15 protein-coding genes are annotated in these 12412 nt (G+C 35.3%); all 15 read right to left on the bottom strand.

The features are described from left to right. Positions 1-295 precede the first annotated feature (295 nt). Positions 296-673 (bottom strand): hypothetical protein, encoded by a 378-nt coding sequence (locus ACSBOP_RS11790; RefSeq protein ID WP_442600734.1) that lies wholly within the window; start codon positions 671-673, stop codon positions 296-298. 206 nt (positions 674-879) lie between these two features. Further along, positions 880-1605: a hypothetical protein gene (locus ACSBOP_RS11795; RefSeq protein ID WP_442600735.1), complete on the bottom strand. Its 726-nt coding sequence runs from the start codon at positions 1603-1605 to the stop codon at positions 880-882. A gap of 248 nt (positions 1606-1853) precedes the next feature. Beyond that, positions 1854-2135, bottom strand: a complete 282-nt coding sequence (locus ACSBOP_RS11800) for a hypothetical protein (RefSeq protein WP_442600736.1) — start codon at positions 2133-2135, stop codon at positions 1854-1856. Positions 2136-2388: 253 nt separating this feature from the next. Continuing rightward, positions 2389-3180 carry a lipid II flippase Amj family protein gene (locus ACSBOP_RS11805; RefSeq protein WP_442600737.1) on the bottom strand — a complete coding sequence of 264 codons (792 nt, stop codon included), beginning with the start codon at positions 3178-3180 and terminating at the stop codon, positions 2389-2391. A 221-nt stretch (positions 3181-3401) separates the two neighbouring features. Continuing rightward, positions 3402-3851 carry an Imm6 family immunity protein gene (locus ACSBOP_RS11810; RefSeq protein WP_442600738.1) on the bottom strand — a complete coding sequence of 150 codons (450 nt, stop codon included), beginning with the start codon at positions 3849-3851 and terminating at the stop codon, positions 3402-3404. A 274-nt stretch (positions 3852-4125) separates the two neighbouring features. Next, entirely contained in the window at positions 4126-4653 is a 528-nt protein-coding gene (locus ACSBOP_RS11815) for a hypothetical protein (RefSeq protein ID WP_442600739.1), read from the bottom strand. A gap of 307 nt (positions 4654-4960) precedes the next feature. Next, the gene (locus ACSBOP_RS11820) at positions 4961-5491 is read right to left on the bottom strand and encodes a GNAT family N-acetyltransferase (protein WP_442600740.1); all 531 of its coding nucleotides are present in this window, start codon (positions 5489-5491) and stop codon (positions 4961-4963) included. A 414-nt stretch (positions 5492-5905) separates the two neighbouring features. Further along, positions 5906-6346, bottom strand: coding sequence for a hypothetical protein (locus tag ACSBOP_RS11825; RefSeq protein ID WP_442600741.1), 441 nt, complete (start codon positions 6344-6346; stop codon positions 5906-5908). A 523-nt stretch (positions 6347-6869) separates the two neighbouring features. Beyond that, positions 6870-7229: a VOC family protein gene (locus ACSBOP_RS11830; protein WP_442600742.1), complete on the bottom strand. Its 360-nt coding sequence runs from the start codon at positions 7227-7229 to the stop codon at positions 6870-6872. A 259-nt stretch (positions 7230-7488) separates the two neighbouring features. Continuing rightward, on the bottom strand, positions 7489-7983 hold the full coding sequence (locus tag ACSBOP_RS11835) for a GNAT family N-acetyltransferase (protein WP_442600743.1): 495 nt from the start codon (positions 7981-7983) through the stop codon (positions 7489-7491). A 253-nt stretch (positions 7984-8236) separates the two neighbouring features. Beyond that, positions 8237-8824: a hypothetical protein gene (locus tag ACSBOP_RS11840; RefSeq protein ID WP_442600744.1), complete on the bottom strand. Its 588-nt coding sequence runs from the start codon at positions 8822-8824 to the stop codon at positions 8237-8239. A 268-nt stretch (positions 8825-9092) separates the two neighbouring features. Then, positions 9093-9926: a GNAT family N-acetyltransferase gene (locus tag ACSBOP_RS11845; RefSeq protein WP_442600745.1), complete on the bottom strand. Its 834-nt coding sequence runs from the start codon at positions 9924-9926 to the stop codon at positions 9093-9095. 260 nt (positions 9927-10186) lie between these two features. After that, on the bottom strand, positions 10187-10768 hold the full coding sequence (locus ACSBOP_RS11850) for a hypothetical protein (protein ID WP_442600746.1): 582 nt from the start codon (positions 10766-10768) through the stop codon (positions 10187-10189). 263 nt (positions 10769-11031) lie between these two features. Next, complete coding sequence (locus ACSBOP_RS11855; RefSeq protein WP_442600747.1) at positions 11032-11571, bottom strand: hypothetical protein; 540 nt, start codon at positions 11569-11571, stop codon at positions 11032-11034. Between the two features lie 316 nt (positions 11572-11887). Next, a complete protein-coding gene (locus tag ACSBOP_RS11860; RefSeq protein WP_442600748.1) occupies positions 11888-12367 on the bottom strand; it encodes a hypothetical protein in 480 nt (159 codons plus the stop codon). Between the last annotated feature and the right edge of the window lie 45 nt (positions 12368-12412).

Consider the following 12412-nt stretch of genomic DNA (forward strand, 5'->3'; position numbering starts at 1 on the left):
CATCTCCTTAACTAAACTTATACTTTATAAATATCATCGAAGTATTGAGTATGGTTATGGTTCATTTTATTTAGTTTTTCGCTGATTTCCTATAACGTTCCTGTCTTCACGACGTCCCACCGACTTAAGCCCCACATGGGGGGCGGCCGCGATGCGGTTAGTCGGTGCGGATGTGTCCGCTGGATCCACTTCTCTGTCGATCGCTTCTTGCGGACCAAGGGCCGTCAGGCCTGAAGCGTGATTATAATGTTATACGAAGCATTGGCCTTCCTGATTATCATTCGTATTCTGTTATTCAAAGAATATCTTCAATGTGTTTTGGAATGCCCTTATTTGATTTCAAACTTACTTCTTCGCCATTTAAATAGATAGATAGGTATTCCCAATAAATAACCAATTGATCTGCTTCAATCTTATAAACAAATTCCATCCAACCATCAGCTACTAATTCATCATCTGCATTATAAATCATGATGCCTGAAAATCTATCAATTGATCCATCCCGATAGCTCACACACTTTCCTTCTACACAACTTGCAGACCAGTCGAATAGCAATTCATCATTAATTGTTTGATATCGTTTTAAATCTTTTATTAATTGCATTTCAACTTCTTTTCTTAATTTTGGACCCATACTAATAGCCATTCCCATATCTATAAAATTGGGTTTCATGGTTTTCTCCAATTTCGTTTTTTATCAAGCCAATGTTTCGTATAACGTTGTTGTATTCACGAACCCTCACTGGCTTAAGCCGCGTAGCGGCGGGTCGAAGACTTAGCCAGTTCAGGGTTGTCTGCCTGATACGACTTCTTCGAAATCCCTTCGGCAGAACAAGGGGCTTCTCCCCCGCAGCGTGTATATGATGTTATAAGACGGATTTAACCTTCCCTGAAAAACTTCCATGTCTTCTTCGAATAAACTAACCAGACCTTATACTCAGTTATCTCCTCCTTAAAATTGTAAACCTTATCCATATCGGTATAATGTCCAACTGCTGCGATTGGTATCTTTATATCTGTTTTACTTTTTGTGATCTTTGATAAATCTATTAATAAGCCTTCCAATGCAGATTCCAAAAGTACTTTCGCAATATTATTTGGCATTTCAACAAACGATCTTTTCGTCAATTTATGTAATTTTAAAGTTATTGTTCTTGATAATATCACTTTATAGTCTTCAAGCAATGACACATAAAGTTTATTAAACCATCCATCATCATGTGCATAATAAGCAAATCTTATCATTGGTATTTCGCGCAAAGGCTTGGCGAGATGACTAAAGAATAATAATTCTGCGATTTGAAATTTAGTCAACTTATCAAGGTCTTCTTCATTATTATAATCAACCCAACAAAAATCTCCATAACCGTAAACATTATCTTCAATTAACTCACTTATTTCTTTAGATGTTACATAATCAAATCTGGTGTGCGGATTCCATTGAGCATTATCAAAATTGTGTTTAAGTAAAATTAGGTTTTCTGGTTTATTATGAACACACGACATAAATTCATAGAATTCGATCCCATATGAATAAAAACATTTACTATTTAAGTCACTACAACTTACATAGATCAAGTCTCTTAAATTTTGGTTTTTCATCATTGAATTTGCCCTCAATAATTTTGATTTGTTAAATCTGTCGTATAACGTTCTTGTATTCACGACGTCCCATCGACTTAAGGATCCTAACGGGATCCGGCTGCGCTTGCGCAGTTAGTCGATGCGGATATATCCGCTGATTCCACTTCCCTGCCGATTGCTTCTCACGGACCGAGGAGCCGTCAGGCTCCAATGCGTGAATATAATGTTAGGTGATGTCTCCAACTTCTTCGAACTTCATTCTATAGTTCTTAAAAATAAATGGTTTTTACTGCTTTTAAATGGTTTTCTTGGGTTAATGTCGTTTTTCTATATTCAGTTGACTTAAAATTATTTAGCCATTCTACGAAGGCCGACCCTCTATAATTAACTCCCCATTTACTTCCGTCTTTATAAATCCAGTATTGATGGTCTACTTCTTTGTTATATAACCAGTCCAGAAACTCTTTTTGTAATTCTTCAATTTGTTCTCCTAATTCTTCTACAATATCAATAGCTTCTAGGTGCATTCCGAAATCCATAATTATTATCATTCGAGCCTCCAAATATCTTTTCATCGTTGTTATTGCTTTGAACTTAAAAATAGTTATTATTTTATGTAGCTTTCGGAGATTTCATCTAACGTTTTTACATTCACTACGTCCATTCCCCTTAGATAGCTCTTATCTTAGGGGAATGGATGTGTCCGCAGCTCATTCTTCCTGAATATGCTACTGCGGACCGAGGAGCGCCAGTGACGATGTGAGAATGTTGTGTTATGTGATGGGACTTCCTTCTTGAGTACTATCATATTAATTTGATAATCATTACAATAAAATAAGAAGCTGGTAATAATATTGCTTGGGCTAGTAATGTCCCTAGTAACCGAGAAATCATTAACACATTATATATTCGTCCAAGTTGCTCTCTGTACTCCTCTTTATTAATAGCCTTGTCAGTTATTAATCCTACTTGAGGATCTATAAAAATGGTTAATAATATGGTTGCAATTCCATTTATTAATCCTGATGATTGTGATGCAGTTGTGCCCAACTCAGGTACTAAGTGTGCCGCGTATAACGAAGCAATTACTCCCACTGTGTAAATTGATGTCACTAGTATGTTTAATAAGATAAATCTCTTAGAGATCCCTAAATATCTATACTGATATAAACGTAATGATGGTTTTTTAAAGTAGTATTTGGTATTCCTTATTTGACTGACATTTACGCTATAGATGAGTCTAGGTAATGAACCTGCATGCTCCAATTTGACAATCAATCTACTCCATATATTCACAAACGTAGGAAAGAGAATAATTGCTATAATTGTTCCCAATGATGCGGAAATTAATATAATTCTAAGATATCCTAGTACATTAAATGAAATGTCTATTTTGGCATAATCAATAATCTTTGCTGTCAATGGCGCTTGGATTAAATTTGCTGTTCTAGATATAAGTACAATAATACCTGTTAAAGACAAAGCAATTGCTATTTTATTGATTTTTACTCCTGCATATCTCAAAGAATATGATAATGTCTCTGCTGTATGAATAAGCATAGTTGTTATAAATATTATTATTATATAATTAATCATGAATTTACTCTCCATCAGTGGAACTTTTTATTAGTCTTGTAGTCTTTTCACATAACGTTATTGTATCTACGGACCCGAAAGGCTTAAAGGAGCGTAAAAACTTCGGAATAATCCTTGTCAACTTAAAACACCTTCGATTTAACTACGATTATAATCTTGCCCCATCTCGTATTCATATTGCTCCATTATAAACAATACCGTTCATATACTAAATTCTCGTTTCAATAACATACATTTTTAGCAAAATACTCTGCGCACTCCTTTATGTTTTCATATACCTTCATATTTCCATTAAGGAATATAACGAAATCTTCGATTTTTTCAGTTTTAATACCTTCTATGACCTGTGGTACATATTTTTGATATTCCATTTGATATGCCAAACTACATAGTGCACATACAATATCAGTTAATAAAGCCCACATATATGACTCTTCTTCAGATATCCCTTCCAAATAACTAAATTCTACGATATCGTATCCATCCTCGGAATCAATAGTTTCGTATATATCATCAGCGGTTAACTCTTTATTCGTTATCCATTCTTTACATATATCAATAACCCGTTGTCCCTCTTTATAAGACCCATTATTTTTCACTTTCTCCTGATAAGCCATAAGTAGAAATTCTGCATTAGTTAATAACATATTATATTGTTCTGTCAGATTCATTTTTATATTTCCTTTTCTACATAAAATGGATAAGATTCCAATCACTGTTTCCTATTATTTCCATATTTTTCTTCAGCAGTTTCGGATAACGTCTCTTGTATTCACGAACCCGAAAGGCTTAAAGGAGCGTAGCGACTGGGTCGTAGACTTAGCCTTCGCAGGGTTGTTTGCCTGATATTACTTCTTTGAAATGCTTCTGGCAGATCAAGGGTCGTAAGGTCCGCCGCGTGAATAATTTGCTAGATGAAGTAACATGGCTTCTTGAAATTGCGTACTATTCCTTATCTTTGTAGGGTACTTCAACAGCTACTTTACCATCTTTCGTATATGCTTTTACTTTCATCTCATTTATTTCTGCTATCCCATACCATATTCTCTTCCAATTAGTATCAATAATATTTCCTACGATAATTTCTCCATGTTTATCCGTAACTTCGATTTTTGTTATATCAGGAGTATCAATTAAACCATATAAGATTGTAAAGCCCTCTTTCTTATCTAAATGAATTCTTTCAGCCTCGATAATTACTTTGGAAGATGAATAATAAGAATATGAATCAATTACCTTCCATCCATCCTTATCATTTCCTTCAAATATTGCTACCCCGATTCCGGGATTGCCATTCTCAAACGGTGCTTTGAACAAACCTATTTTCTTCTCTTCTACTTGGTTAATATAAACTAATTCATAGTTTCTATTAGGATATCGCTTTCGAAATGCTTCATCTATCGAATTGCTTTTGCAACCTCCCATGAATAAGCAGAGAAAAACAACAATTATTAGGATTTTAAATTGTTTCATGTTTTCTCCTATTCTTACAGGTTATTTCATCTAACGTTCTTGTATTCACGAACATTCACTGACTTAAGGCCGTAGGCCGGGTGCGCTTGCGCACTTACTCAGTGCAATGTTGTCCGCCTGAACTAACTTCCTCGAAATCCCTCGGTGCGGACCAAGTATCGGTTTGCCGATCCATAGCATGAATGTGATGTTACATGAAGGTGCTCTCTTCTTTGAACTACATTCATTCTTTAGTTCTTTCTTGACCCTGACTTCCCTTCCCTCAATTATTTTATGAATAACAGAATGTCGAAAAAAATTTGCGAAGTTAACTATTGATATTCCTTTTTCGAAATTCACTGTCAAGTATACTGTAAAAGAATTGATTTACCCATTTACCTTGCCAGGATAATTCTTCTCTAAATATTCCTTCTCTGACCATTCCTATCCTTTCCATCACCTTATATGAAGAGATATTGAATTCATTACACATAGCAACCACTTTATGCGCATTCCAATCTTCAAAAGCATACCTCAACGCTATTTTTGCAGCTTCTACACAATATCCTTGCCCTCGATATTCAGGAAAGATACAATAACCAATTTCCCAACTTCCACGCTCTTTTACATACCAATGAATATGTAGTTCTCCGATAGGTGTTCTTTCTGGGTCATCAAGCTTAATAATGTATTGTTTATACCAATCACTATTAATTTTTTCTACTACATTTTTACGTACTGCTTCCTTATCGGATGAAATAAAGTCTTCGAAGGGCCATAAGGAAGCACAAGTTTTTTTATTAACAATGAAATCTACATCGTCTAAAGTAGATAAGGATAATATAATTCTTTCTTTCATATACTTTTCACCACCCAATAATAATCTTTAGTTCTTCATATCATTTTCTTCCCTGTTTTCTAAACGCATTGATCTTTGATTTATAAATATCGTTCATAATAGTAAACCCACAGTCTGGAATTAAGTTACATTATTTCCGATTTCAATCACACTACAAGTTTAACTAATTTTTTCAAACAAACTCTTTTTTAATTTTTTGTCTATAGAGCATTTCATGTAACGTTTGGGTATTCCAGACGTTCAAGCGGCTTAAGGACCGTAGTTCTGGGTCGTCAGACTTAGCTGGTTGAATGTATCGCCTGAATATACTTCTTATAAATCCTTCTTAGCGATCAAGGGCGAATGCCCGCAGTAGGAATGCGATGTTATATGAAGGACTCATCCACGTAGCCATAACTTTCATAATTTATTGGTTTACCATCCTTCTAATAATTCAATTCTTGTCATTATGTGATAACCATTTAGGAACATTACAACTTCCTTTAGTGATTTTTCTAAATCATTTAATACATCATCAACCATTTGGAATCCTTCGACAAAGTTCCCCTGTTTATCCTTTGTGATCAAAATAATACTACCTTTGTTATCTGGTCTCTTCTTTATTTTCTTTAAATTAGTAAACCTTTTGAAAGTTTCTTTCTTTTTGTCTTTACCTCTATCTCTTGTCACAGGATATCTAAGAAAAGTACTGTCGAAATCATATTTATCTATAACCAACAAATCATTATAATTTAAGTGTTTAAATCCCCATTTTATATGAGGCACAACTTCCCTCAATAAGTCTTTATTATCGTTTACAGTTTTTATAAGATTATCTAGTAGAACTTTAATATCGTGACACTTATATAAATCCACCCACTCTTCCTTCTTATTGTTATATATTGAAGGATTTTTGCAATCAGGTAGTTGATCTTTATTTAACCCGAAACTAATATTTAACTTTCTATGCATTATTAATATTAATGATTTTGCACACAGTTCGGAAGAATGACGATATAGGTATAGCACTGGCATATGTTTTTGTGGATTAAAAACACTTTCATATTCTTCGGATGATTTAAGTATTTCTGCAGATTTATAAAAGGAATCAGCCGTAACACCAAATCCCTCATCTAAGTGACCTATTTATTTCAGTCATATAATATTTAAACATGATCGATTCTCTTTTCTTTTTAATTTTTAGTTTTTCGAGTCTTTCATATAACGTTCTTGTATTCACGACGTCGATCCCCCTTAGATAGCTCTTATCTTAGGGGGATCGACGTGTCCGCTGCTCCAACTTCCTCGTAAATACTTCAGCGGACCAAAGGCCGCATGGCCCGATACGTGAATGCTATGTTATGTGATGGAACAGCCTTCTTTGAGTTACTTTCAAAGTTCAATCATTTAATGATTCACCGAATCCAATCGTAAATCCGGCAGGATCAATTATTGCAAATTCTTTCATGTTATAATCGGTAGTCTTAAGTTCATAATGTATCCGTGCATTTTTACCCTTTAGCTCGTTATACAACTCCTCTGCATCGCTTACCATACAAAAGATATCTAGGGCATTGCCCCCATGTATTGGATAGTTACAGAGGCTATCTTCATCGTTAGTTTCGTGAAATATCATTTCTAAACCCTCACGTTCAACAAATCCAAAATCATAATTCACGGTAAAACTTAGTTTCTTATAGTAATCTAAAGTTTCTCTTCTTTTATTTGTAAAGAATATTTTACTAGATTTTTTAATCATGTTTTCCTTCCTTTCAATTGTTTGCTAGTCTTTCACGTAACGTTCTTGTATTCACGACGTCCCACCACCTTAAGCCCGAAGGGCGGCCGCGATGCGGTTAGGTGGTGAGGATGTGTCCGGCTGATCCCGCTTCCCCGCTACTGAAATGCCTCTCCGAATCCTCTTCTAACTTCTGCCAGACCGAGGGCGAAAATGCCCGATACGTGAATATGATGTTATGCGTAGTTACCGTCTTCTTGAATTACTTTCAAGCTGCTTCTTACTCTCTCAATGTAAAATATATTAAATTGTCCTTCAGTTCACTCTCTTGTGTAAATCCCAACCTCTTTAAAAGTCTCTGTGACTGAACATTCTCTACTTCTGTTGTTGCCTCTATATAATCTAGCTTCATTAAATCAAATCCGATTCGGGTAATCTTCATCAATGCTTCCTGCATCAGACCTCTTTTCCAGTAATCCGGGGACAAATCAAATCCTATCTCTGCTTTGGTTTCTTGATTCTCTGTTGACCAGCAATGAAAACCGCATGTCCCAATCAGTCCATTATTCTCCTTACTAAATAATCCGTATCTACAGCCTGAATCATGTATATGAAAAGCAATAATCTCCTCTGCCTCTCGCAAATCTTTACATACATCAATATCCATAAATCTCGTTACTTCTGGATATGAAAAATGTTTATAAACTGCTTCAACATCATCTAAAGTTAGTTCTCTCATGAAAAGTCTTTCGGTTTCAATATTCGGGAAAATCACTATCTACTACCTCCATTTGGGTTATGGTTTTAGATCGGAACAAATTTATAGTAATTACGCATAACGTTTTGTATTCACGAATCCTCACTGGCTTAAGGCGCGTTGGCACCGGGTACGACGGACTTAGCCAGTGCGGGGTTGACTGCCTGATTCCGCTTCTCCGAAATACCTCTGGCAGACCAAGGACCGTAAGGTCCGTAGCGTGAGTATGGTTTATAGGATGTCAACGCCTTCAACGATTTACCTGCAATCATTATGTATTAGAAATCTTACTTAAATGTGATTCTATCTTCTCAACTTCCTTTGTTAAATCATGAATATTTTTTACAACAGCCTGAACTGTTCCCTTATACATGTTTGCATCAATAATATAATCCTGTTCAAAATTATTATTATCCAAGTCTTGATAAACAATATTTACTCTATATTGAGGGTAGTCTCCATTACTATTTTCCAATTCAATCAATGAACCTACCGTTGTTCTTAAAGACTGATCGGGCGCTAATAATGCAAGCTCTTTATCAATAAATGAAGCTCTTTCTAAGTATTTTACTTTGCTTGTGTCATTAAGAGACTCAAGCTTAACTAAAATTTTTTTAGCTGGGTTCTTTCCTATATTTTTAATATGCATATCGAGCAAATTGAATATCGTCATGTCAAAGTAGACGATAATAAATGGCATATTATTTTCTTTTCTTGATATTTCATTTTGTTCAACCACTTTATTATTTGCTTTTTGGATTTTAATAGTAAAGTATACGTATATTGCGGTTAATAAAATCATTCCCAATGTATTTATTAAGCTAATAGTTGACGCATAATGGGTTGCCCAATCGTTCATTTTATCATCCTCCAAGAATTGTTTTAAATCTCTTTGTTTTTTATTGCGCTGATTTCTTATAATGTTTTTGTATTCACGACGTCGATCTCCCTTAGATAGCACCTATCTTAGGGAAATCGATGTATCCGGCTGAATCTGCTTCCTCGTATCTTAAATACCTCTTCGATTCCACTTCTCACTTCTGCCGGACCGAGGGGCAAATGCCCCGAAAAATGAGTATAGTGTTATAGGATGTCAGTGCCTCCATTGAATCACATACAAATAATTTTTATAATTCAAACTCATATCCCTTATAACTAAATTCTTTTTTGAAACCTATTCTTTTTGCAACTGCGTTCGATGGATAATTCACCTCCATACAATCCCAGTAAGGAATAAAACCATTTATAAAACAATTCTCGACAAATGAATGTACGGCATTTTGAGCGAGCTTCTTGCCTTGATAGGATCCAATAGTTTCAATATCAATTCCATGAATATTTTTGTAACGAAATCCCGTCATGCATACACTAACAATATGATTGTCATGCAAAATGCAGTATCCCATTCCATTTTCAAAAAAATCATTTGCGCTTCCCCAAAATTCCATTATTTTTGTTTCTACTAATTTTAAATTATTAATATTATTAGCGTTTAACATATCAATTGTTATTTTTTGCACCGTATATTCTCGATCAATTTCAGGCACTCTTACGGATTCATATTCAATAGGGCTTAAAGTATAAACAAATTGATTCCACGTCTCTAAATTCCTACCATTAAATATTTCTTCTTCAAACGTTAAGTACCAACTTGGATGATCGCTGATACATTCAAACCATCTCATACCGAGTTCTTTTGCTTGCGGTATGATTACTTTTTCAATATATTGTTTAATTTCCTTATTGAATGAAGCACTTTTTGAATCACCGACAAAAATGAAACCATCTAAATTACCTTGCCATATCACGGCTGATCGCGGTTTATCGATATTGTCAACAAAAATTCTTCCTGGGTTTATTCCAGCTACTATTGCTTTTCCTTCTATATTTACACCTCGATTTACAATATCATTGCATCTATGAAAATGTTTTTTTTCAAGCTCGTAAATCAATTCCTTCACACCTTTCTTAATTTAAATCTGTGCTGATTTCCTATAACGTCTCTTGTATTCACGAACCCGAGAACCTTAAGGCCCGTAGGGCCGGCCGCGACGCGGTTAGGTTCACAGGGTTGTCCGCCTGACTCAGCTCCTCGAAATGCCTCGGGCGGACCAAGGGCCGTAAGGCCTGTAGCGTGAATACCGTGTTATCCTAAGTTAATGCCAGCTTTGCAACCCTCAAAAAATGTTTGTTTTTTATTCTCTTACCTAAAATTCAGTGTTTACTTCTCTTTTGTTGAATACCACCTTAAATCCTCTGTCTTGGTAATATTCGTTTCTGCGAATCGATACTCGTAGATTAATTCACCATTCTTGTTAAATGCCTTTGGAGTTAACTCGTTCCACTGATACGGAACATTCCATGAAAATGTTATTGGTTTGTCTAATGTTACCTCTTTTCTTAATCTACTTCCTTGTGGACCAATTTCAAGATAAGATACGCCTGGATCTTTTACCAACACACTTATTACAGTCGCTTTCTCCCTTGGATTCGCTAGTGACACACCACCTATTGTTTTTATCATGTCATCGTTATGAAAGTAATAAACAGACATTCTTGAAGACCACAATAACCCGTAATTTTTGATGCTTATAGCGGTAATTGGCTTTTCAGGAGAGTCAAAAATGTATACTCCTCCCCAATCATAATCAATTTGATCTATTAATTTTGCATCCTTTGGAACAAAGGAATTTGCCCTTGCCGCACTTAAACCATCAAATCTATACCCACTCCACCAACCAACAATTAATATAATAACTACTACAACAACTATTGAAATTATTGGTTTAACTTTCTTCATCATTTACCTCCATTGCATTAATTTCGGATAACGTACCGCATTCCTGACGTCCGAGCGGCTTAAGGTACGTAGTGCCGGGTCGTCAGACTTAGCCGGTTGGATGTGTCGCCTGTATTACCTTCTCTGAAATCCCTCTCGGCGACCGAGGAGCGAACGCGACGATGTAGGAATGCTTTGTTATAGGATGTCAGCGCCTTCTTCGAAATATCAAGATCATTTACTTTTAACTATCGTATCGTTCGGTTCAAGTAAAATATTTCTTGGAATTATTTACTTGAACCTTCTTCATAATTAATATCTTCAATGATTTCTTTAGTACCATCTTCTTTTACCACCATTACTTCCACATCTTTAATCGGACTAGTTGCATACCAAAACCTCTTTCCCTCTTCAACATTAATGATTTTTGCAGGTTCATCACCTGCATATACTTCACTAATTGAATTGCCACTTATTGTACCTGAATATATAAAAGGTTTTTGGTTCATTGAAGACCATTTTACTGGGGAATTCCATTCAGCCCCTCTTGTTTGTATCCAACTCCATTGATTATCCTGTTTCTCAAAATAAGCTATAAATATTTGCTCTCCATGTTTATTATTTTCTTTAAAAACTGTCACCGCATCATCTTGATGTACCACATTGAACTCCTTGTAAACGAGCTTGTAGAAATAATCTTGTTCCCCAATATGCATATGCTCCATCTTTTCATGAAAAAAAGTTTCAAATGTTTGTTGCTGTGAACAACCAACAATTAAAAATATCGAAAAGGCTGATATTGCTAAATATAAAAATTTCAATTTCAATTCTCCCCCCTTAATAATTAATCGTTAAGATTTTCAGAGGTTGTAAAAGCTTTTTATCCGTTATTTTATTCAGCAAAGGATTAACTAAGTTTTGATTTTTTTAATTTCTTGCGCTGATTTCCTATAACGTTTGCTGTGTTCACGAACACGAGAGGCTTAAGGCGCTTCAGCGCCGGGTCGCCAGACTTAGCCTCGCAGGGTTGTCTGCCTAATTATCCCCCTCCGAATTGCCTCGGGCAGACCAAGGAGCCGTCAGGCGACGCTGTGTGAACACGATGTTATAAGATGTCGGCGACTTCTTGAGTAACTTCCAAATTCATCTTCTTTCAAACCAGGCTTTATCTATAAATTCTTCCCATTCAATTATCAATTTCTTGTACTTTATCATCCAGTAACCAAAATCTGCATTGTATTTCAATGAAGTTGATCCATCAAATCTATGAATGAAATAACTATCAGTTGTCTGTAATTCTTCATTCTTAAGAACTTCAAAATCATCCATTAATTCAGCAAACTCAAGTTCAATCTTTTGGGCATCTTCTTCGACAACTATTCCGTTCTTACCATGAAGGCCTGAAGTATCATACAAAATCGATTCTAAGATCTCATAATCAATAAATGTAATTATGGCCTTCCCTGTATACATCGCATTTCCCGTATCATTAAGTGGATGCTCTGAAAGTACATCTATGTGCTCAAAGACAACTAATAAATTCTGTCCTTCAGTTGATATTTCTTCTGTTATGCAGTCATGTAATGAAATAAGGTTTAATGTGTCTTCAGAAATAAATTTCACGAGAAGTCCTCCTCTCATTAGAATTGAATCTGATTGTTTTTCGCC

It is taken from the genome of Paenibacillus sp. KN14-4R (assembly GCF_052180255.1).
Lineage (GTDB): Bacteria > Bacillota > Bacilli > Paenibacillales > NBRC-103111 > Paenibacillus_AM.